Source organism: Kribbella rubisoli (assembly GCF_004217145.1).
GTDB classification, from domain to species: domain Bacteria; phylum Actinomycetota; class Actinomycetes; order Propionibacteriales; family Kribbellaceae; genus Kribbella; species Kribbella rubisoli.
In genome coordinates, this window is record NZ_SHKR01000012.1 from 614,655 (window position 1) to 634,362 (window position 19,708).

A 19,708-nucleotide genomic window follows, 5' to 3' on the forward strand; every position below is an offset into this window, starting at 1 on the left:
TCAAGGTACTCCCGGGTAACCATCATTGGTAGACCGAGCGTACTGACACGTTTGCGCCCTGTCACCACCGTGTCATCCCGCCCAGTCCCGCCCCGTCCCGCCCCGTCTCGCCCAGTCCCGCCCGGTCCCGCGTCAGGCCCCGCCCCGGGGCAGCCCCTGGTCAGCCTCCGAGGAGGTTGAGTTCCTCGGGCCAGCGTTGCTGCCACCACGCGCGCCAGCGGGTCTCCAGTTCGTCGCGGTCGGCGTCGCCGTACACGGACAGGATCGCCATCGTGGCGCCGTCCGGCTTCTGTTCGCCCGGTGGGAGGTGGCTGAGCACGAGCAGACCGTTGCCCCAGGCATCTACTGTCAGACCGACCTGGTGCTCGCTGGTATACCAAATCTCGCCCTTGATGGGCTGACCAACGAGCTCCAGCTCGACGGGTGCGCCGGCCTGCTCGGCGGGGATGCCCAGCTCCGTGATCGGCGACACCGGGCCGGTGCCGGAGAAGAACAGGGTGTGCCGGGGCTCGCCCGGATGCCGCTCGACGGCGAAGCGAAGTTGGTGCAAGAAGGTGATCCAGCCTTCGGTGACGTCGTCGTAGTACGCCTCCCACTCAGGGTTGGCGCCGCGCGCCGCACGCGTCAGCGTGACCCGGGACCCGCCCTCGAACGGCTCGACCTCGAACCGGTCGCCGTGGCCGAGCGTCAGCGTCGTACCCTCCTCGGTCGTCTCGGTGAAGTAGATGAGATCGATCTCCTCCTCCAATCCACCCTGCGGCCCCTCGTACTCCCAGCCGTGCCAGTGCCGGATCTTCTCCTTGTTCCGCAGGGCGTCCCAGACTGCCTCGACCGGCGCCGCGACGGTGACCACGATCTTCATGACTCTCCTTCGGTACGGCGGGGTGCCGGATGACCGCCCGCGATCAATCGGTACGGCCGTCCGCCTTCGCTGTCGAACTGCTCGACGACCTGCTGTACGGCCGCGGTCAACGCATCGGTGAACCGGTGCACATCACCCGGCTCCGCGAACCGCACCTCGGCCTCGAGTGTGAATGTCAGCAGCCGCTTCCCCTCGACGTCGGCCGCGCTCTGCATCCGCGCTACATCGCGCACCGTGCCGGCGGCGACCTCGACCAGGTGCTCGGCGGCGTACTGGTCCTGGATCTCTGTGAACGCCCGACCCATCACGCCTGGATCGACCACCAGGCCGGCGGACGCGCGCAGGATCCGCTCGGTGAACCCGCGCCGCTGCCGCTCCTCGACGAGCTCGACCAGCCCGGCCTTCTCCAGCTCGCGCAGGTGGTAGTTCACCCGCTGCCGAGGCAGGTCGAGCGCAGCCGCCACCTGGGTCGCGGACGCTGGCTCCCGCAGCAGCTCCAGCAGCCGCCGCCGGATCGGCGACAACGCCAACCGCACCTTCTCCGGCTCCTCGACGTACCGCATCATGAAGCCAATCTCCAATTGACAGGAAAATTTGTCAAGAGGATGCGGATCCCCAGGCCATCACAATCGGCGGCCTGTGTCAGCGGCCTGCGGGGCGTGGGCCGCAGCCCGCAAATGTGATGGCCTGGAGATCCGCCGGTACGCGCGCATGGGCGGCATGTCCGAGCGAGGTGCGCAGCGGGCCGATCTGCGCGAGTTGCTCGACCGCGCGCCGGCCTATCTACCCAAGCTGATGGCCGCCAAAGCCGAAGCCGAACATGCGCCGCTGGATGGCCCGTCGGCCGATCAATTGTCCGAGGATGTCACCCGCCTCCAGACAGCCCTCGACGAGGCCGAGGCCGCAAGCCACCTCCCCGACCGCCCAACAGCCGAGCCGGCCCTACACGACCTCCTCATCCGCACCCGCCTCACCTAACGCCGCCCGCCGCGGCACGCGGAGACGCCGCCGCCCGCCGCGGCACGCGGGGACCCCGCCCCCCGCCGCGGCACGCGAGGACGCCGCCCCGCCGCGGCATGTGGGGACGTCGCAGTCCGCCGCGCGGGCTGGGGTGGCGGTGTTGTTTGGCTGTGGGTTGGATAACGGTTGCCGGGTTCTGGGATGACAACGCTGGACAGTCGTAGGGTAATTACTTAACTTCGTGAAGCATTGACATTGAGGCTGGCGGGGTAAATAGTTCCGTCCTGAAATCAATCAGAAAGCAGAGTGAATCAACAGTGTCGAACATCGAGATCCTGCAGCTCCGGGCCGCCGCGGTCAGCCTGGTGCTCGACTGCTCCGGCCCCGGCCTTCCGTCCGTCCTGCACTGGGGTACGGACCTGGGCGAGCTGACCGAGAGCGCTCTGCTTGAACTGCGCCGCGGCGCAGGTGCGGTCCAGGACGGCAACGGCCTGGACGAGAACCGTCCGATCGCGATCGTTCCGGAGTACTCGGCCGGCTGGTTTGGTATACCAGGCCTGAGCGGGCACCGCGACGGGCACGACTTCTCCGCAAGCTTCCGGCTGACCAGCGTCGCGCAGACCGGTAACACCGTGCAGGTCGACGCCGCCGACACCGAGGCGGGCCTCGACCTCAAGCTCACCATCGAGCTGACCGACTCCGGTCTGGTGCGCGCCAAGGCGGACCTGACCAACGCGGCCGCGACGCCGTACACCGTCGACGGACTGCTGCTCGCGCTGCCGGTCCCGACCGAGGCGACCGAGTTGCTCGACCTCACCGGCCGGCACATCGGCGAGCGCCACCCGCAGCGCCACGCATTCACCCAGGGCGCGCATATCCGCGACAACCGCCGCGGCCGCACCGGCGCGGACGCGACCCTGCTCCTGTTCGCCGGCACCCCCGGCTTCGGCTTCCGCGACGGCGAGATCTGGGCCGTGCACACCGCCTGGAGCGGCAACCACCGCTCGTACGCCGAGCGCGGCATGAGCGGGTACGCCGTCATCGGCGGCGGCGAGCTCCTGCTCCCGGGCGAGGGCCGCCTCCAGCCGCAGGGAACCTACAGCACCCCATGGATCTACGGCTCGTACGGCGTCGGCCTCGACCAGGTCTCACACCGCTTCCACGACTACCTGCGTGCGCGGGCGAACCACCCGAAGACCGAGCGTCCCGTCGTACTGAACACGTGGGAAGCCGTGTACTTCGATCTCGACCTCGACAAGCTGAAGGCGCTCGCGGACGCGGCCGCCGAGGTCGGCGCCGAGCGTTTCGTCCTGGACGACGGCTGGTTCCGCGGCCGCCGCGACGACCACGCCGGGCTGGGCGACTGGTACGTCGACGAGGGGATCTGGCCGAAGGGCCTGCACCCGTTGGTAGACCATGTGAAAGGCCTCGGCCTGCAGTTCGGCCTCTGGGTCGAGCCGGAGATGGTGAACCCGGACTCCGACCTGGCGCGCGAGCACCCGGACTGGATCCTCGCCGCCGGCGACCGGCTGCCGCCGACAGCACGTCACCAGCACGGCCTGAATCTTGGTATACCAGCCGCCTACGACTACATCCTCGAGCGGCTCGACAGCATCCTGTCCGAGTACGACATCGCGTACCTGAAATGGGACCACAACCGCGACTTCGTTGACGGCGGCAACCAGTTGACGGGTACGGCGGGGATCCACGAGCAGACGCTGGCGGTATACCGGCTGATCGACGAGCTCAAGCGCCGGCATCCGGGCCTCGAGATCGAGTCCTGCTCGTCCGGCGGCGCCCGGGTCGACCTCGCCATCCTGGAACGCACGGACCGGATCTGGGGCAGCGACAGCAACGACGCCCTCGAGCGGCAGACCATCCAGCGGTACACGCAGCTGCTGCTGCCGCCGGAGTTGATCGGCTGCCACGTCGGCCCGCCGCGCGCCCACACCACCGGCCGCACGCAAACGCTGTCGTTCCGGGCGGCCACTGCCCTGTTCGGCCACTTCGGTATCGAGTGGGACATCGCGTCGGCCAGCCCTGAGGAGCGCGAGGAACTCAAGGGCTGGGTCGCGCTGCACAAGAAGCTGCGGCCGCTACTCCACACCGGTCGCGTCGTCCGCGCCGACCGCGGTCCCGAGGACGTGCTCGTCCATGGCGTAGTTGCACAAGACGGCGCCCGAGGCCTGTTCAGCGTCGTACAGGTGAAGCAGTCGGTGACGTCCGCTGTCGGTCGGGTCAGGCTGCCCGGCCTCGACCCGCAGCGGACCTATCGAGTCAGCAAGCTCGCGACACCCGGACCCGAGTCGCGGTCCACCGCCTGGTCGGTCGACCGTGGAAGCGTGGAGTTGAACGGCGCCGCCCTCGCCTCGGTCGGAGTACTCATGCCTGTGCAATGGCCCGAGAGCGCGATCTTGCTGGAAGTTACCGCGATCGGGTAAGCCCACCCGATCGCAGACAGAAGAGGAGATCCCCGTGACCGCCACCACCAACGCACCACCCACAACGAGACGAAGTCACGGGGACTCCGGAGCACCGCCGGGGAAGCGGCGAAGCCTAGGAGACCTGAAGGTGGCGATGATCTTCATCGCCCCGGCCACCGTGGGCTTCGTCGTGTTCTACATCTGGCCGACGCTGCGCGGCGCGTACCTGAGCTTCACCGAGTACAGCTTGCTCTCGGCGCCGAAGTTCAACGGGCTCGCCAACTACGACCGGATGATCCACGACAGCTTCTTCTGGAACGCGCTCGGCGTCACGGTCGAGTACGTCGTGATCAACATCGGCCTGCAGACCGTCCTCGCGGTCGGGATCGCGATGCTGATGTACCGGCTGACCAAATCGATCACGGTCCGCGCGATCATCCTCGCGCCGTACCTCGTCGCGAACGTCGTGGTCGCGCTGGTCTGGTACTGGATGCTCGACGTGCAGGTCGGCGTCGTGAACACGTTCCTGGGCTGGGTCGGGATCGACCCGATCGCATTCTTCGGCGACTCGCACTGGGCGATCCCGACCGTTGCCGGGATCAACGTCTGGCGCCATATGGGGTATACCGCGCTCCTGGTCTTCGCCGGACTCCAGATGATCCCGTCGTACGTCTACGAGGCGGCCGAGGTGGACGGGTCGACCGAGTGGAAGACGTTCTGGCGGATCACGCTGCCGCTGCTGCGGCCTGTTCTGGTGATGGTCCTGGTGGTCACCATGATCGGGTCGTTCCAGATTTTCGACACGGTCGCGGTGACGACACAGGGCGGTCCGATCAACGCGACAAGAGTCATCTACTACTACATCTACGAGCGAGCGTTCACCCGGTTCGACTTCGGGTACGCCTCGGCGATGGCGCTGGTGTTGTTCGCGATCCTCGCGGTCGTCTCGTTGGTCCAGTTGCGGTTGCTGCGGGCGCGGGAGAGTGATCTCGCATGAGCGTCACAACCGGTTCGGTACGGCAGGTGAGCGTCGGGCGCACCGTCGCCTGGGTCCTGTTGGTCATTCTGCTGATTGTCACGCTGTTCCCGTTCTACTGGATGCTGCGGACCGCGTTCTCGGACAACACCCAGTTGCCCGGTCACCCGAATTCGCTGCTGCCGGTGGAGACGACGCTCGGCGCGTTCAAGCGCGTACTCGGGTTGTCGAGTATCGAGGAGGCACAGGCTCAAGGCGGTTCCGGTGCCGCAGTCAACTTCTGGCTGTACCTGCGGAACTCGTTGGTCGTGGCAACCATCACGACGGTATGCCAGGTGTTCTTCAGCGCGATGGCGGCCTACGCGTTCGCCCGGCTGCGCTGGCCGGGCCGGGACAAGGTGTTCGCATTGTTCCTGGCCGCGCTGATGGTGCCGCCGATCTTCACCGTGCTGCCGAACTTCGTGCTGATCAAGAACCTCGGCCTGCTGAACAGCTTCGCCGGCATCATCCTGCCCGGCGCGTTCATGACGCCGTTCGCGATCTTCTTCCTGCGGCAGTTCTTCCTCGGCATCAACCGGGAGCTCGAGGAAGCGGCGATGATCGACGGCGCCGGCCACCGGCTGATCTTCTTCCGGCTGATCATCCCGATGAGCGCGGCGCCGATCGCGACGCTGGCGATCCTGACCTACATCAACTCGTGGAACGACTACTTCTGGCCGCTGCTGGTCGGTCAGCAGGAGAACGTCCGCGTGCTGACGGTCGCGCTCGGAGTGTTCCGGTCGCAGACGCCGCAGGGCGGCCCGGACTGGGCTGGGCTGATGGCGGCGACACTGATCGCTGCGCTGCCGATGATCATCCTGTTCCTGGCGTTCGCCAGACGGATCACGAACTCCATCGGCTTCTCCGGAATCAAGTGAGGGACGGGCCCATGAATTCACTGATTTCACGACGCAATCTCCTCAAGGCCGGGATCGCCGCTCTCGCCGTACCGTCGCTTGCCGCGTGCAACAACGGCGCCGCGGCACGCGGACCGGGCGAGGTCATCTACTGGCTGTGGGACTCCGCCCAGCTGCCGATGTACACCGAGTGCGCGAAGGTGTTCCACGAGCAGAACCCGCAGTACACCTTGACCATCGAGCAGTACGGGTGGAACGACTACTGGTCCAAGTTGGTGACCGGGTTCATCTCGGAGACGGCACCGGACGTGTTCACCGGGCACTCGTCGAAGTACCCGCTGTTCGCGGACAAGGGCCAAGTACTGCCGATCGACGAGTACGTTGCCAAGGACAACGTTGATCTGAGCATCTACCAGAAGGGTCTCGCCGATCGCTGGATCGGTGCCGACGGCAAGCGGTACGGACTGCCGAAGGATTGGGATACCGAGGTCTACTTCTACAACAGCGCGTTCACCGAGGCGGCAGGGATCAGCACCGACCAACTCAACTCGATGACCTGGAACCCGCAGGACGGCGGGACGTTCGAGCAGATCATCCGCCGGTTGACGGTGGATTCGAAGGGGCGTCGCGGCGACCAGTCGGGGTTCGACAAGGAGAACGTGAAGGTCTACGGACTCGGGTACGCCGATGCCGGCGGTGGTGACGGGCAGACCAGCTGGAGTTGGTATGCCGCGAGCAACGGCTGGAAGTACTCCCAGGGCGAACCGTGGGGTACGAAGTTCTTCTACGGCGACCCGAAGTTCACCGACACGATCGGCTGGTGGCGGGGCCTGATCACCAAGGGCCTGATGCCGACGTACGCGCAGGCGAAATCCGGTGTGGATGTGACGACGTCGTTCGGCGCCGGGAAGTACGGGATGACGCCGAACGGATCGTGGATGCTCGGGACGTACGGGCAGCTGAAGCAGGTGAAGACGAAGCTGGCGCGGTTGCCGATCGGTCCGGTCGAGAAGCGGATGTCGATGATGAACGGTTTGGCGGACACCATCTGGGCTGGGACGAAGCGGCGCGACGCGTCCTGGGCCTGGGTGAAGTTCCTCGGTTCGCAGACCGCTCAGGACATCGTCGCCAAGGCAGGCGTCGTGTTCCCGGCGGTGGCGGCCAGCATGCCGGCGGCGAAGGCGGCGTTCGCCAAGAGCGGCTGGGACGTCACTCCATTCCTGGAGCCGGTCGAGGCGGGCGACGTGTTCCCGTATCCGGCCAACCCGAACGCGGCGGACGTGACCGCGGTGATGACGCCGGCTATGGAGTCGGTGATGTCGTTCGAAGCCGCGCCTTCGTCGCTGGCGAAGGCCAACAACGATGTGAACAAGATCCTCGCGGTGAACAGCTGAGGGGATAGCTAAGGGTTGACCCTGGCCGGGCCTACGCCCGGGGGAGTACGTCGTACTGCGTCGGTAGGCGCAGGGTGCTCCTCCGGGGGTAGGCAAGGTGTCGCCGCTGAGGCGACGCGGAGACGGGGGCCGGAACGACAACCTTGGTGCCATCGGAGAACCGACGAGCATCAAGGAGAATCATGAGCGACGAGAGGCCGGGCGGATCGATCCGCATCGGCGACAGTGAGCGTGAGGACGCGGTCAGGCGTCTGGGCGAGCATTACGAAGCCGGCCGGCTGAGCGCCGAAGAGCACTCCGAACGAGTCGAGCAGGCGCTGAAGGCACGCACTGGAGTGGACCTGGACGGCTTGTTCACGGATCTGCCGGGCGCACACCAGCCAGGCGACGCCGCCTTCGCCGGCGACGGTGAGGGCGGCACCGGTGAGGGATGGGCCGGACCGTGGGGCTGGCGCAAACCGCCGTGGACGGCACCGCAGAACGCCGCCGACGCTACCGCGCCCGGCGCCGGTCCGGGGGCCGGCTGGCGTGGAGCCGGTAGTGGCGGGCCTGGCGCCGGGCCGTTCGGGGGGCCGCGGCCCGAGTGGGCCAAGCGCGGGTTCCTTGGGCGGGTTCCGTTGCCGTTGTTGCTCGTGGTGGGGGTGATCGGGGTACTGGCGTCGTTCGGGTGTGTGGTGCTGGGCGGGCATCCGCCCTTCCTGCCGATCGCGTTGATCGTCGCGGCCGTGATCGTCATCCGGAAGCGGCGGACGGAGCGCCGAGCATGAGGACGGTATACCGGACGCTCGGTCTGCTGATCGCGATCGCGGTCGTGCTGCAGATCGCCTCGATCGCGCTCTCCGGGTTCACGATCGCGAAGGATGCGGACGACGGGACCGCGATCGGGGCCGATTACAGCAACTTCGGGCAGAGCTACCACAGCATCGCCGGTACGGTGATCGGTCTGCTCGCGCTGGTGTTCCTGATCGTCTCCTTCCTGACCGACGTACCGCGGGGTCGCGTGCTGGCCGGGATCGTGGTCGGTCTCGTGGTCCTGCAGTTCCTGCTCGCGGTGGTGTCCTTCGGGGTCCCGGCGCTGGGCGTGCTGCACGGGATCAACGGGCTTGCGATCGCCGCTGTCGCGAGCATGGGGGCTCGACGGGCCGCCGTACCCAACCAGCCTGTGACCAGTGGCTGAGGTCAAGAAACGGCGGTGGGGCCGGCTGGTCGCTCTCGGGATCACCCTGGCGGTACTCGTACCGCTGGGGTATCTCTGGGCGACCAGCCTGGTCCCGGGCTCGTACAACCCGGCGGAGATGGGGTACGCCGATTACGGCGGCGGACCGGCAATGGATCAGTCGATGGAGCACGAGCACCATGCCGGGATGAGCGGCATGACCGGGACGAGCGTCGCCGATCTCACCGGGCCGAAGACTGGTATACCAAATGTGAACGTGACGCTGACGGCGCGGAAGCAGAAGTTCCAGCTCGCGTCCGGGGAGACCGTCGACGGGTACACGGTGAACGGGACGTCGCCGGGTCCGCTGATCCGGGCACGAGTGGGCGATCTGATCCAGGTGACGTTCGTGAACGAGTCCGTCCCCGATGGCGCGACGTTGCACTGGCACGGGATCGACGTACCGAACGCGGAGGACGGGGTCGCCGGCGTGACACAGGACGCCGTACCGGTAGGTGGGAAGCACGTGTACCGGTTCAAGGCGCCGGCGGCCGGGACGTACTGGTACCACTCGCATCAGGTGTCGGCCGACGAGGTGAAGGGCGGCCTGTTCGGCCCGATCGTGATCGCGCCGGAGAAGCCTGGCGAAGTGATCGCCACCATCCACACCTACGACGGCAGGCGGACCATCAACGGCCACACCGGGACCTCGCGGGTCGATCTTCCCGCAGGTACGACGGCGCGCGTGCGGGTGATCAACACCGACAACGCGATCCTGCGGGTCGGCTTGGTTGGTATGCCATACAAGGTGGTCGCGGTCGACGGACGCGACGTCCACGGGCCGACCGCGGTGACGGCTGCGTATCCGTTGGCGGCAGGCGGACGCGTCGACCTTGAGGCCGTCGTACCGGCCGGCGGGATGCGGTTGGACGCAGGCACGGCGTCAACGTCCCTAGGCATCGGCCCCGCTGATCCACCTCACGCGGAACTGCCGGGGAACAACGTCGATCTGCTGACGTACGGCGCACCGGCGCCGCTCGGCTTCGACCCGGCGAAGGCGAACCGCAGCTTCGAGTACCGGATCGGGCGGACGGCCGGTTTCCTCGATGGCATACCAGGGCTGTGGTGGACGATCAACGGGCACAAGTTCCCCGACGTACCGATGTTCATGGTCGCCGAAGGAGACATCGTCAAGATGAAGATCTCCAACACCAGCGGCCAGGCGCATCCCATGCACCTGCACGGCCATCACGTCGTCGTCCTGTCCCGCAACGGCGTCGCAGCGACCGGCTCACCCTGGTGGACCGACACCCTCGAGGTCGGCAACAAAGAGAGCTACGAGATCGCCTTCGTAGCCGACAACCCCGGCCTCTGGATGGACCACTGCCACAACCTCCCCCACGCCTCCCAAGGCCTGGTAACCCACCTGATGTACGAAGGCATCACCACCCCCTACCAAGTAGGCGGCCACTCCCACAACGAACCCGAGTAGCGGAACCAGGTTCTGTCGTCCGGCGTCAATCGCTCATGATGTTCCGGTGAGCGACCCCGACGACGACCTCCATGGCCGGCAGTTGGCGCTGTTGCTGCTCTTCTTCTGCACGGTCGGCGGCGGCCTGTACTTCGTCGGCTGGCTGACCCGCCCGAGCTTCTTCTACGACAACCCCATCGCCTGCGCCGCAATCGCGGGCGGGGCCTGCTACCCCGCCCGCTGGCTGGCCGAACGGTTCGACTGGTGGAAGCGGTTGGAGGCCCCAACAAGACGCACACGAGAAGCCCGCGACCGGGCAATGTCACGTGCGTTGGCGACAGCCCGCGCAGCACACGCCGGCCGACCGCGGCGGATCGGATGGCGCGAGGTGCTGATCCGGGCTGTCCGGCTGCTGGTGGGCGTGCCGATCGCGCTGGGTTCACTCGCCATCCTGCCGCTCGGGATCTCGGGCGGGCGTGACAACCAGCACTTGATCGCCAACGGCCCGGTCCAGCAGGCTGTCGTCGTCTCGGTCTCGGAAGACAAGTGGTCGAGGTCTCGCGAGGTGACCGTCAAGGTCGCACGTCCGGCCGACGGCGTCGCGGTCGAGGTGGACGGCGGTGACCAACTGGATCCGGAGCCGATCGAGGGGGACCTGATCGACGTGGTGGTCGACCCGGACGATCCGTCGAACGTCGTGGCCGCGGCGGTCGACTGGTCGATGCCGTGGTGGGCCTGGCCGTTCGGCATCGTCATCACCCTGATCCTCCTGGGCATCGGGCTCGCGATTGCGTTCGGCTGATGGCTCAGGAGGCTTGGTCGGTGAGGTAGGTGGGCTGTCGGTGTAGGGCGGCGAGGCGGGCGCAGGCGGCTTCTATGGCGGCTGGTTGGGATGTGTAGGAGCCGGACCAGAGAGGGTTGTCCGGTTGGGGGTCCAGTTCGTCGTCGACGTCGGCGTACCACTCGTCGAGAGTTCTGAAGACTCGCGCGTGTAGATGGTTGTCGTTCACCGCCACCACTCCTGGAGTGAGAACCGTGTACGTCTTCAGGATGTGACGCAGGTCAGGCATTGGCGGTGAACGACACGCGGGTTTTCAGGTCACAAGGACTGTGATGCGTTGCGCGGTGTTGTTGCTGAAACCGCCTCGGTTCCAGTCGGCTTCGATGGGTTGTTCGCGGCCGCTGGCGTCGTACGCGCGGACTGTGAGCACGTGTTCGCCCGGTGTTGCCTCCCAGTCGTAGGCGAAAGCGCGCCAGGCGAGCTCGTCGTTGCCGAGGGCATCCAACGTGGCTTCGTGCCAGTTGACGCCGGCGTCGGTGCTGACCTCGACGCGTTCGATCGGCGCCCATCCGGACCAGGCCCGGCCGAACAGCGGAACGGTGCCTGCGGCAACGAAGCGGTGACGGCTCATGAAGTCGGGGAACCCCGGCGGCACGAGCAGCGCCCGCGGTTCGATCCGGGTCACCGGCCGGCCCGGATCGTCAGGGCGCTGACGGATCACGTAGGCCACCGCGTTCTGGAACCCGTCGAACTCGTGGTCGATCACCTCGATCGACCGCAGCCACTTCACACTCGCCATCCCGTACCACCCTGGTACGACGAGTCGCAGCGGGTACCCGTGCTGCGGCGGCAGCGGCCCGCCGTTCATCTCCCATGCGACGATCGCGCCCGAGTCGATCGCCTCCGCGAGCGACAGCCCGCGCTGATAGTCCTGGACGACGCCACGCTCGACCCCGCGATCTGCGCCGGTGAACACCACGTCCACGGCATCCTCGCGGATCCCGGCCAACCGCAGCAGATCCGCCAGCAGCACCCCGGTCCACTCCGCCGTACCGACGGCTTCCGACAACCACGGCTGGCTGATCGGCCGCGGCTGCAACGTGGCGCGCCCGTTGCCCGCGCACTCCAGCGTGACCCGGATCGTACGGCGTCCCATCGCGCGCATCTCGGTCAGCCCGAACGACAACGGTTGCTCGACGCACCCGTTCAGCTCGAGCCGCCAATCGCCCGCATTCGTTGCCGGTATGTCGTAGTGCACCAGCACGTAATGCAGCCCCGGCGGCGTCACGTCGTACCGCAGGCTCTCCAGCGGCATGCCGTGATTCCGTGCCGCGAGCTGCAACTCGTCGGCGGTGATCCCCTCACCCGTGTCCGCCAACCGCCCCCGGACGCTGAATTCCTCGATTGAACTCACAAATCCCACCCCCAAGAGACAACCCTAAACCCCCCGCCCCTTGGTTCGCTCGGGGCGGGGATGGCGGGGGTAGGGGCCTACTACAACCAGCCGTTGTCCACGGCGATGCGGGCGGCCTCGGCGCGGGTGCGGGCGCCGGTCTTGCCGATCGCGGCCGAGAGGTGGTTCCGGACCGTGCCCTCCGAGAGGTGTAGTTCCTTGGCGATGTCGGCGACGGTGCCGCCTTCGCGGGCGGCCCGCAGTACGTCGGCCTCGCGGCCGGTGAGCGGGCTCGTGCCGGCGACGAGGGTCTCGGCAGCGAGTGACGGATCGACGACGCGCAGCCCCTGGTGCACCCGCCGTACGGCGTCCGCCAGCTGCGTCGCAGGCGTGTCCTTGACGACGAACCCTGCCGCGCCGGCCTCCATCGCGCGCCGCAGGTACCCGGGCCTGCCGAAGGTTGTCACCATCAGCACCCGAACCCCCGGTACGGCGGTGCGCAGCGCGGCGGCCGCCTCGATCCCGTCCAGCCCCGGCATCTCCACGTCCAGCAGCGCGACATCGGGCTGGGAGTTCTTCGCGGCGTCGATCACCTCGTCGCCCCGACCGACCTCGGCCACCACCTCCAGGTCGGGCTCGAGGTCGAGCAGCGCGGCCAGGGCTCCACGCACCAGCGCCTGGTCGTCGGCAATCAGCAATCGGATGCTCACGGGTCCATCCTCACAGGCCGACCCGGACGGCCAGCCGGAACCCGCCACCGGGCGCCTGACCGACCTGCACACTCGCACCGGCCTGGTCCGCCCGCTCCCGCAGCCCGACCAGCCCGTGACCGGACGCGCCGCCGCCAGGCGTCGGTCCTTTCCCGTCGTCCAGTACTTCGATCTGCGTCGCCGTGATCCGGATCGTGCAACGCTTCGCACCGGAGTGCCGTACGACGTTCGTCACGCCCTCCCGCACCACCCACGCGAACAGCTCCCGGTTCTCCTCCGGTACTTCGTCGACCGTAGTCGGGAGATCCGCCTTGACCTCGGCGGCCTGCAATGCGGTCCGCGCCGAGACCAGCTCGCCGGCCAGGCTCAGCTCGCGGTACCCGGCGACCGCGGCCCGTACGTCGGCCAGCGCCGCCCGCGCCAGGCTCTCGACGTCCGCGACCTCGGCGGCTGCCCGCGTCGGGTTGGCCTCGATCAGCTTGCCGGCCAGCTCCGCCTTGACGGTGATGACGGTGAGCGAGTGCCCGAGGACGTCGTGCAGATCCCGGGCGAACCGGTTCCGCTCCTCCTGCACGGCGAGCTCGGCGAACTCCTTGCGCGCCGCGGTCAGTTCGAGGCTGCGCTGGATGGCCCGCCGTAGCCCGAACACCGCGAGCGCACCGAGGAAGATCGCGAAGCCGTAGCTGCCGTCATCGGTCCATCCGGGCACGACCCGCATCGAGATCTCGGCGCCCGCGAGCAGGATCGCCACGAACGCGACGGCGGCCCGGAGGTCCAGCAGCATCATCGCGACCGACGCGATGTAGACCAGCCCGGTCAGGGCGGTCTGGCCGGCGGTCGGGATCATCAGCAGGCACAGCGTCAGCATCAGGACCAGATAGCCCACCTGCTGCCACGTCGCCAGCAGGTGCTTCCGGGCCATCCGGCGCAGGATTCCGAAGAACCCCAGGTAGCTGGCCGCGAACAGGATCACCGTGAGGAACCCGAGGACCTGGTTGATGCCCTCCTGGCGCTCCGCGATCTTCTGCAGCGGCTGCGCCAGGTAGAACAGCCAGACCCCCGCGGCCAGCCAGCCCCAACGACCCGGGCCGGCGCCGACACGGTCGGCCATTCCGTCCATGACGCTGGGGCCGCGGTTGGTCTTCACGTGGTCACGCTACCGCTCTGATGCTCAGGCGCGGGCTGTGTCCGCGCGGAACCGGCGGAGGCCGATGAACCCGAGCACGACGGTCCAGCCGAGCACCACGAGCAGCGCCTGGGTGTCGATTCCGCCCTGCGTCAGGGCGCTGCGGGAGGTGAGCCCGGTCCAGTATGCCGGGGTCAGTTGCGCGATGTGCTTCATGACCGACGGCATCTGGTCGACCGGCAGCCACAGTCCGCCGAAGGCCGCGATCAGCATCGTGCTGAGACCGGTGATCGGCTGCACGCTGTCCGGCTTGGCGATGTACCCGATGACCAGGCCGATCGCGGCGAACGGCAGGGCACCGAGCCAGGACACCAGCGCGACGGTCATCCACTGGCCGATGCTCAGGTGCACGTGGCCGAACATCATTCCGAAGGCGAAGACGACCAGCAGCGGGGGGATCGCCAGCAACAGGGACAGGATCACCTTGTTGACGACGTACGCCTGGGGCTTCAGCGGGGTCAGCCGCAGTGTCCGGTTCCAGCCGCCGTCGCGCTCGGCCGCGATCACGCCGCCGCTGCTCATCGCGGCGGACATCGAGCCGAACATCGCCATACTCACCATCACGTAGGCGATCGCGGAGATCCCGCCCTCGCTCGCGTCCTTCGGAAGTGTCATGCCGAAGATCGCGAACAGCACCAGTGGCATCAGGATCGAGAAGATCAGCACCCGGCGGTTCCGCAGGGTACGGCGGATGTCGAAGATCAGGTAGTTGCGGTTCATGCCAGCGTCTCCTCTTGGGCCGCGCTGATCGCGAGGACGGCGTCCTCCAGGTCGGCGGACGTTACTTCGATGTCGTGGGCGGTGGTGTTCTCCAGCAGGTGCCGCAGCGTGTTGTCGGAGTCGGCGCACTGCAGGAGGACGACCTCACCGCGGGTCTCGACATTCCGTACGCCGGGCAGCGACGCGAGCGCGGCGAGATCGGCGCCGGGGATGGTGGCGCGGATGGTGCGGCCGGATACGCTCGCCTTGATCTGCGCGGCGGTGCCGTCGGCAACGACCTTGCCGTTGCGCATCAGCACGACGCGGTCGGCGTACGAGTCGGCCTCTTCGAGGTAGTGGGTGGCGAACAGGACCGTGCGGCCGCGGGCAGTCTCCTCGTGCATCGACGCCCAGAAGTCGCGGCGGGACTCGACGTCCATCCCGGTCGTCGGCTCGTCCAGGACGATCAGGTCGGGCTGCGGGATGATCGCCATCGCGAACCGCACCCGCTGCTTCTGACCGCCGGACAGTGCCTTCATCGTGCGGCCGGTCAGGTCGGCGATGCCGGCGCGCTCGAGCGCCTCCTGGACGGGCATCGGGTCCCGGTGCAGACCGGCGACCAGGTTCAGCAGTTCGCCGACCTTGGCGTCCTCGATGATCCCGCCGCTCTGCAGCATCACGCCGACCTGGCCCTGGGCGATCGCGTCGGTCGGCGATCCGCCGTACACCTGGACGGTGCCGTTGTCCGGCTTCACCAGGCCGAGCAGCATCTCGATCGTGGTCGACTTGCCGGCGCCGTTCGGCCCCAGCAACGCCACCACCTCGCCGGCCCGGATGGTCAGATCCACCCCGGCGACGGCCTGCACACTCGCATACTTCTTGGTCACACCCCGCAGGCTGACTGCAGTCGTTGTCGTCATACCCAGAAGCTTGTCGGAGGGCGCTCTGCACCCCCTGGATCGCTCGTCACGACCCATCCATGACATCCGTCAGCAGCCTTTCAGGGTCGGTTCTCAGGGTTGTTCACCGACGGCGCCAACTATTCGCCGGGACGGACCGTCCAGTGGTGAAGAGGGGGTGGTTGAGGTGGTCGAACTACGGGCACGAGTGGGAGGGTGGCAGGGGAGGAGCGAGATGGCGACGTTGACGGTGTGGAAGTTCGAGAACTGGGACGGGGCCAACCAGGCGATCGGGACGCTGGAGAGCCTGGCCAAGCAGAAGCTGATCAAGATTCATGACGCCGCGTCCGTGTCGTGGCAGCCGGAGAAGCGGCGGCCGCGGACCCGGCAGGTGCGGAACATGACCGGGCCGGGCGCGGTCGGCGGGGCGTTCTGGGGGATGTTGTTCGGGACGATCTTCCTGATGCCGTTCGCCGGAGCCGCGATCGGGGCCGCGGCGGGTGCGGTGGCTGGCAGGCTCATCGACGTCGGGATCGACGACGACTTCATCAAGGAAGTGCGGGCCCAGGTCACGCCGGGGACGTCGGCGCTGTTCCTGCTGTCCAGCGAAGAGGTGACCGACAAGGTCCGGGAGACGTTCCAGAAGACGAGGCTCCGGGCCAAGCTCATCCACATCAACCTGAGCGACGACCAGGAATCCGCCATCCACGAGATGTTCGGCGACTGATTCAGCGCCGTATTCAGCGCCGTATTCAGGGTCGGACGAAGTCCAGCACGCGCAGCCAGTCTTCTTCGAGGAGCGCGTGGCCGCCGGGGCGGACGTGGTACCCGATGTCGCCGTTCTTGAACGCCGGGGTTGCCGCGACGACGGCCAGGTACTCGCCGATCGGATCGGCCCAGGCGTCGTCCTCGGCACTGGCGACGTAGACGCGACGGGGCGCGATGCCGGCGAGCAGTTGATGCTGGTCTAGGTGCGGCGGCGGGCTCCCGGCGTACGCCGAGAACGAGGGCACGAACCAGTGCGGGAACCTCGTGGTGATCGCGGCGATGTCCTCGCCGCCGGGATGGCGGAAGAGGGAGGCGCCGCAGCAGCCGGAGTCGTTCGAGACCGTGACCGCGAAGCGTTCGTCCTGTACACCGGCCCAGAGGGCGGCCTTGCCGAGGCGTGAGTGCCCGAGCGCGATCGCGCCGTCGGTGGTCAGGCCGGAGATGTCGGCCGCGACGTCCAGGCATCGCGAGAGTCCCCAGGCCCAGGCTGCGACTGCGCCCCACGGTTCGCCGGTCGGGAACAGCGCGCGTACGCCGCGAGCGTCCGGGTCGTCGGGCTCTATCTGCTGGTAGTCGACGGTGAGTACGGCGTACCCGGCGTCCATCACCTTCGCGTACGGCCAATCGTCGATCGTCTGGTCGTTGCCGGCGAAGTTGAGCGCCACGATCACCGGCGCCGGGCGCGCGTGCGCCGGAAGGTGCAGGAGGGTGTCGAGCTCCAGATCGCCGAGCGGACAGGCGATCACCGCCCGATGCCGCAGCCGATCACCCGTCCCACCGAACACGCCCTCGTCGCGTGACCGCAACACCACCTCACGCAGCCGTCCACCGTCTGGCGTCCGCCCGAAGACGGTCCGCGCGAACTCTCCGGCAACGTCGTCGCCGCCGAGTGGTGGCAAGTCCGGCAGCTCGGCCTTCCGCCACGCTTCGGGCAGGAGGTCCGCTGAGTCTGTCGTCATGAACCCATCCTTGCTGGAAATGTCGTTGACCGGGGCGTTGTGGAGTGTCAGGGTCCGGGGCGTGGATCGGGTTGCGAAGTTGCACGACGACGAGGTCGAGATCGACACGTCCCTGGTGGAACGGCTTGTTGCCGAGCAGTTCCCGCAGTGGGCAGGGCTGCCGGCGCGGGTGGTGGAGCGGTCGGGGACGGACAACGTCACGTTCCGGCTGGGGGATGAGCTGTCCGTACGGCTGCCGCGGACCGAGTCGACCCAAGGGCAGGTGGAGAAGGACCTGACCTGGATGCCGCGGTTGGCGCCGCACCTGCCGGTGTCGATCCCGGAGCCGCTGCAGCTCGGCGAGCCGGGACACGGATATCCCTTCAGCTGGGGCGTCTACCGGTGGCTGCCGGGCCGGCCGTTCGATGACTCGTCGGACGACGCGGTTGCGCTGGCGCGGCAGTTGGCCGAGTTCGTGCGGTCGCTCCGGGAGGTCGACACCACCGGAGCCCCGGTGCCGTCGGACAACCCGTTCGATCGCGGTACGCCGTTGGCGCCGCGGGACGCGATGTTCCGCGAGGCGCTCGACGAGCTCCGCGAGTACTTCGACACCGGCCTGCTGCTGGCGGCTTGGGAGGAGTCGCTGGCGGCGGACACCTGGGACGGTACGCCGACCTGGATCCACGGCGATCTGATGGCGGGCAACGTGTTGGTTGCTGACGGCAAGCTTTCTGCGGTGATCGACTTCGGTACGGCGCGTGCCGCCGATCCGGCCGGTGATGTGCTGGCGGCGTGGTTCCTGTTTGCCGGTGAGTCCCGGCGGGTCTATCGCGAGGCTCTCGAGGTGGACGACGACACCTGGCTCCGGGCGCGGGGGTGGGCGCTTTCGCTGTCGCTGATCGCGATTCCGTACTACCGGCACCGGGACCCGGACGCCATCAGCGGCGGTCAGGAGTACATCGCCGACGTTCTCAGCGACTTCGTCGGGCGGTAGTCACCAGAGTTTGTCGATGCGTCCGGGGTAGAGGGCGATGCGGGCGTTGTCGAAGGTGGCGGCAGCTTGCTGGGCGGCGGGGGTGAAGAAGGCGGCCATGGTGACTTTGTCGAAGCCTGGTTGGTCGCTCGGGAACGGGTCATCGGGGGTGCCGCCGATGAGGGTTGTGTCGGGGAGGAGGTGGAAGCCGGCGCGCTCGTAGAACGGTTGTAGCGGGCGGTCGCAGGTGAAGAGGGCCAGGTCGCCGTTTGTCATTGCCGCGCGGGCGGCGGTGACGAGTCGGAGGCCGTAGCCGTGGCCGCGGAGGTCCTTGCGGGTGACGACGGTGCTGAGTCCGCCGGCGCGGAACGTGTTGCCGGCGTGGTCGAGGTCCTTGTGGAGGATGTCGAGGGCGGCCACGACGGTTCCGTCGTCGATGAGGAGAACTGACAGCGGGCGGAGGCTCGGGTCGTGAACCTGGGCATCGGCAGGCGAGTCGACCGAGTCCGCGGTGGGCGGCCACGCTTCGTTCTGCAGCGTGTAGACCTGGCGGCGAAGGTCGGCGGGGACGGCGGCCTCGGGGTGGGACTCGATGTGCATCAGGTGGACTTGAGGGTGTGGAGGCCCTGCCAGAGGAGGTCTTGGAGGGTTCGGGCTACCTTCTCGGGGCTTGGCGGGGTGGCGGAGCGGGTGCGCCAGATGGCCAGGCGTTCGGTGGCGCCTGAGATGCTTTGGGCAACGATCTGGACCTCGTCCTCGTCGACCGGCCGGCCGGCGGGGAGGTTCATCCGGACCATCGTGGCGATCAGCTCGATGAACGCCGCGCGTACCTCGTCGGTCGCCTCCGCGGCCGGGCCCGCGCTGAGCATGCCCTCGTCGACGAGCACCGACCATGCCTGCGGATGGTCGTCGAGGAACTGGAACCACGCGACGAACCCGGCGTACAGCGCATCCTCCGCATCCGGCGCCGCCATCACCGCATCGGACACCGTGTCCAGCAGTTGACCGCGGAGACGGGCGAGGCAGGCGAGGAACAGGCCGTCCTTCGAGCCGTAGTACTGGTAGATCAGCGGCTTCGAGACGCCGACCTGCGCGGCGACGTCGTCCATCGACGTGCCCTGGTACCCGCGCGCGCCGAAGATCCGCTCGGCCGCCTCGAGGATCTCCCGTTCCCGGGCGGCCCGGTCGCGACGGCGCTTCGGGGCGGCAGTGGTCGAGGTCAC

General features: G+C 67.9%; 22 protein-coding genes. 11 read left to right on the plus strand and 11 right to left on the minus strand.

All coding sequences use genetic code 11. The features are described 5' to 3' along the window. Positions 1-160: 160 nt before the first annotated feature. Together EV645_RS17125 and EV645_RS17130 are read right to left on the minus strand one after the other, a co-directional pair. Entirely contained in the window at positions 161-862 is a 702-nt protein-coding gene (locus tag EV645_RS17125; RefSeq protein ID WP_130444863.1) for an SRPBCC family protein, read from the minus strand. Beyond that, entirely contained in the window at positions 859-1,428 is a 570-nt protein-coding gene (locus EV645_RS17130) for a winged helix-turn-helix domain-containing protein (RefSeq protein WP_242000467.1), read from the minus strand. Before EV645_RS17130 ends, EV645_RS17125 begins: the two co-directional genes overlap by 4 nt. A 154-nt stretch (positions 1,429-1,582) precedes the next feature. Here EV645_RS17130 and EV645_RS17135 point away from each other — a divergent pair, with 154 nt between their 5' ends. The 9 genes from EV645_RS17135 (at position 1,583) to EV645_RS17175 (ending at position 10,940) form a co-directional block, all read left to right on the plus strand. After that, the gene (locus tag EV645_RS17135) at positions 1,583-1,840 is read left to right on the plus strand and encodes a hypothetical protein (protein ID WP_130444865.1); all 258 of its coding nucleotides are present in this window, start codon (positions 1,583-1,585) and stop codon (positions 1,838-1,840) included. 299 nt (positions 1,841-2,139) lie between these two features. Beyond that, positions 2,140-4,263 (plus strand): alpha-galactosidase, encoded by a 2,124-nt coding sequence (locus tag EV645_RS17140; protein WP_130444867.1) that lies wholly within the window; start codon positions 2,140-2,142, stop codon positions 4,261-4,263. 136 nt (positions 4,264-4,399) lie between these two features. Beyond that, on the plus strand, positions 4,400-5,242 hold the full coding sequence (locus EV645_RS17145) for a carbohydrate ABC transporter permease (RefSeq protein WP_130445441.1): 843 nt from the start codon (positions 4,400-4,402) through the stop codon (positions 5,240-5,242). Beyond that, positions 5,239-6,138: a carbohydrate ABC transporter permease gene (locus EV645_RS17150; RefSeq protein ID WP_130444869.1), complete on the plus strand. Its 900-nt coding sequence runs from the start codon at positions 5,239-5,241 to the stop codon at positions 6,136-6,138. Before EV645_RS17145 ends, EV645_RS17150 begins: the two co-directional genes overlap by 4 nt. Before the next feature lie 11 nt (positions 6,139-6,149). Beyond that, entirely contained in the window at positions 6,150-7,511 is a 1,362-nt protein-coding gene (locus EV645_RS17155; RefSeq protein ID WP_130444871.1) for an ABC transporter substrate-binding protein, read from the plus strand. A gap of 182 nt (positions 7,512-7,693) precedes the next feature. Beyond that, a complete protein-coding gene (locus EV645_RS17160) occupies positions 7,694-8,278 on the plus strand; it encodes a DUF1707 SHOCT-like domain-containing protein (RefSeq protein ID WP_130444873.1) in 585 nt (194 codons plus the stop codon). Beyond that, positions 8,275-8,688, plus strand: coding sequence for a hypothetical protein (locus tag EV645_RS17165; protein WP_130444875.1), 414 nt, complete (start codon positions 8,275-8,277; stop codon positions 8,686-8,688). The genes EV645_RS17160 and EV645_RS17165 overlap by 4 nt, the downstream gene beginning before the upstream one ends. Beyond that, positions 8,681-10,159: a multicopper oxidase family protein gene (locus EV645_RS17170; protein ID WP_242000468.1), complete on the plus strand. Its 1,479-nt coding sequence runs from the start codon at positions 8,681-8,683 to the stop codon at positions 10,157-10,159. Before EV645_RS17165 ends, EV645_RS17170 begins: the two co-directional genes overlap by 8 nt. A 46-nt stretch (positions 10,160-10,205) precedes the next feature. Then, a complete protein-coding gene (locus EV645_RS17175; RefSeq protein WP_130444877.1) occupies positions 10,206-10,940 on the plus strand; it encodes a DUF3592 domain-containing protein in 735 nt (244 codons plus the stop codon). Between the two features lie 4 nt (positions 10,941-10,944). Here the strand turns inward: EV645_RS17175 and EV645_RS17180 are convergent, their stop codons facing one another. The 6 genes from EV645_RS17180 to EV645_RS17205 form a co-directional block, all read right to left on the minus strand. After that, complete coding sequence (locus EV645_RS17180) at positions 10,945-11,208, minus strand: hypothetical protein (protein ID WP_242000469.1); 264 nt, start codon at positions 11,206-11,208, stop codon at positions 10,945-10,947. A 24-nt stretch (positions 11,209-11,232) separates the two neighbouring features. After that, positions 11,233-12,333, minus strand: coding sequence for a sulfite oxidase (locus EV645_RS17185; RefSeq protein ID WP_130444879.1), 1,101 nt, complete (start codon positions 12,331-12,333; stop codon positions 11,233-11,235). Between the two features lie 80 nt (positions 12,334-12,413). Next, a complete protein-coding gene (locus EV645_RS17190) occupies positions 12,414-13,022 on the minus strand; it encodes a response regulator transcription factor (protein ID WP_130444881.1) in 609 nt (202 codons plus the stop codon). Positions 13,023-13,032: 10 nt separating this feature from the next. Next, positions 13,033-14,169, minus strand: coding sequence for a sensor histidine kinase (locus EV645_RS17195; protein ID WP_130444883.1), 1,137 nt, complete (start codon positions 14,167-14,169; stop codon positions 13,033-13,035). A 24-nt stretch (positions 14,170-14,193) separates the two neighbouring features. After that, positions 14,194-14,928, minus strand: coding sequence for an ABC transporter permease (locus tag EV645_RS17200; RefSeq protein WP_130444885.1), 735 nt, complete (start codon positions 14,926-14,928; stop codon positions 14,194-14,196). Then, positions 14,925-15,827, minus strand: a complete 903-nt coding sequence (locus tag EV645_RS17205; RefSeq protein WP_130444887.1) for an ABC transporter ATP-binding protein — start codon at positions 15,825-15,827, stop codon at positions 14,925-14,927. The genes EV645_RS17200 and EV645_RS17205 overlap by 4 nt, the downstream gene beginning before the upstream one ends. 214 nt (positions 15,828-16,041) lie before the next feature. On the opposite strand from EV645_RS17205, the gene EV645_RS17210 reads away from it, so the two are divergent. Beyond that, positions 16,042-16,533: a DUF1269 domain-containing protein gene (locus EV645_RS17210; protein ID WP_130444889.1), complete on the plus strand. Its 492-nt coding sequence runs from the start codon at positions 16,042-16,044 to the stop codon at positions 16,531-16,533. A 25-nt stretch (positions 16,534-16,558) separates the two neighbouring features. Here the strand turns inward: EV645_RS17210 and EV645_RS17215 are convergent, their stop codons facing one another. Then, on the minus strand, positions 16,559-17,533 hold the full coding sequence (locus tag EV645_RS17215) for a glucuronyl esterase domain-containing protein (protein ID WP_130444891.1): 975 nt from the start codon (positions 17,531-17,533) through the stop codon (positions 16,559-16,561). 61 nt (positions 17,534-17,594) lie between these two features. Here EV645_RS17215 and EV645_RS17220 point away from each other — a divergent pair, with 61 nt between their 5' ends. Continuing rightward, entirely contained in the window at positions 17,595-18,506 is a 912-nt protein-coding gene (locus EV645_RS17220; RefSeq protein WP_242000470.1) for an aminoglycoside phosphotransferase family protein, read from the plus strand. Here EV645_RS17220 and EV645_RS17225 read toward each other — a convergent pair whose 3' ends face one another. Both EV645_RS17225 and EV645_RS17230 read right to left on the minus strand, forming a co-directional pair. Continuing rightward, positions 18,507-19,085 (minus strand): GNAT family N-acetyltransferase, encoded by a 579-nt coding sequence (locus EV645_RS17225; RefSeq protein WP_130444893.1) that lies wholly within the window; start codon positions 19,083-19,085, stop codon positions 18,507-18,509. Continuing rightward, a complete protein-coding gene (locus EV645_RS17230) occupies positions 19,085-19,708 on the minus strand; it encodes a TetR/AcrR family transcriptional regulator (protein WP_130444895.1) in 624 nt (207 codons plus the stop codon). Before EV645_RS17230 ends, EV645_RS17225 begins: the two co-directional genes overlap by 1 nt.

What these genes read in the sequence shown, in the direction of transcription:
- EV645_RS17125 (WP_130444863.1), bottom strand. Translation starts at nt 862, where the DNA reads ATGAAGATCGTGGTCACCGTCGCGGCGCCGGTCGAGGCAGTCTGGGAC.
- EV645_RS17130 (WP_242000467.1), bottom strand. Translation starts at nt 1,428, where the DNA reads ATGATGCGGTACGTCGAGGAGCCGGAGAAGGTGCGGTTGGCGTTGTCG.
- EV645_RS17135 (WP_130444865.1), top strand. Translation starts at nt 1,583, where the DNA reads ATGTCCGAGCGAGGTGCGCAGCGGGCCGATCTGCGCGAGTTGCTCGAC.
- EV645_RS17145 (WP_130445441.1), top strand. Translation starts at nt 4,400, where the DNA reads ATGATCTTCATCGCCCCGGCCACCGTGGGCTTCGTCGTGTTCTACATC.
- EV645_RS17150 (WP_130444869.1), top strand. Translation starts at nt 5,239, where the DNA reads ATGAGCGTCACAACCGGTTCGGTACGGCAGGTGAGCGTCGGGCGCACC.
- EV645_RS17155 (WP_130444871.1), top strand. Translation starts at nt 6,150, where the DNA reads ATGAATTCACTGATTTCACGACGCAATCTCCTCAAGGCCGGGATCGCC.
- EV645_RS17160 (WP_130444873.1), top strand. Translation starts at nt 7,694, where the DNA reads ATGAGCGACGAGAGGCCGGGCGGATCGATCCGCATCGGCGACAGTGAG.
- EV645_RS17165 (WP_130444875.1), top strand. Translation starts at nt 8,275, where the DNA reads ATGAGGACGGTATACCGGACGCTCGGTCTGCTGATCGCGATCGCGGTC.
- EV645_RS17180 (WP_242000469.1), bottom strand. Translation starts at nt 11,208, where the DNA reads ATGCCTGACCTGCGTCACATCCTGAAGACGTACACGGTTCTCACTCCA.
- EV645_RS17200 (WP_130444885.1), bottom strand. Translation starts at nt 14,928, where the DNA reads ATGAACCGCAACTACCTGATCTTCGACATCCGCCGTACCCTGCGGAAC.
- EV645_RS17205 (WP_130444887.1), bottom strand. Translation starts at nt 15,827, where the DNA reads ATGACGACAACGACTGCAGTCAGCCTGCGGGGTGTGACCAAGAAGTAT.
- EV645_RS17210 (WP_130444889.1), top strand. Translation starts at nt 16,042, where the DNA reads ATGGCGACGTTGACGGTGTGGAAGTTCGAGAACTGGGACGGGGCCAAC.
- EV645_RS17215 (WP_130444891.1), bottom strand. Translation starts at nt 17,533, where the DNA reads ATGACGACAGACTCAGCGGACCTCCTGCCCGAAGCGTGGCGGAAGGCC.
- EV645_RS17225 (WP_130444893.1), bottom strand. Translation starts at nt 19,085, where the DNA reads ATGCACATCGAGTCCCACCCCGAGGCCGCCGTCCCCGCCGACCTTCGC.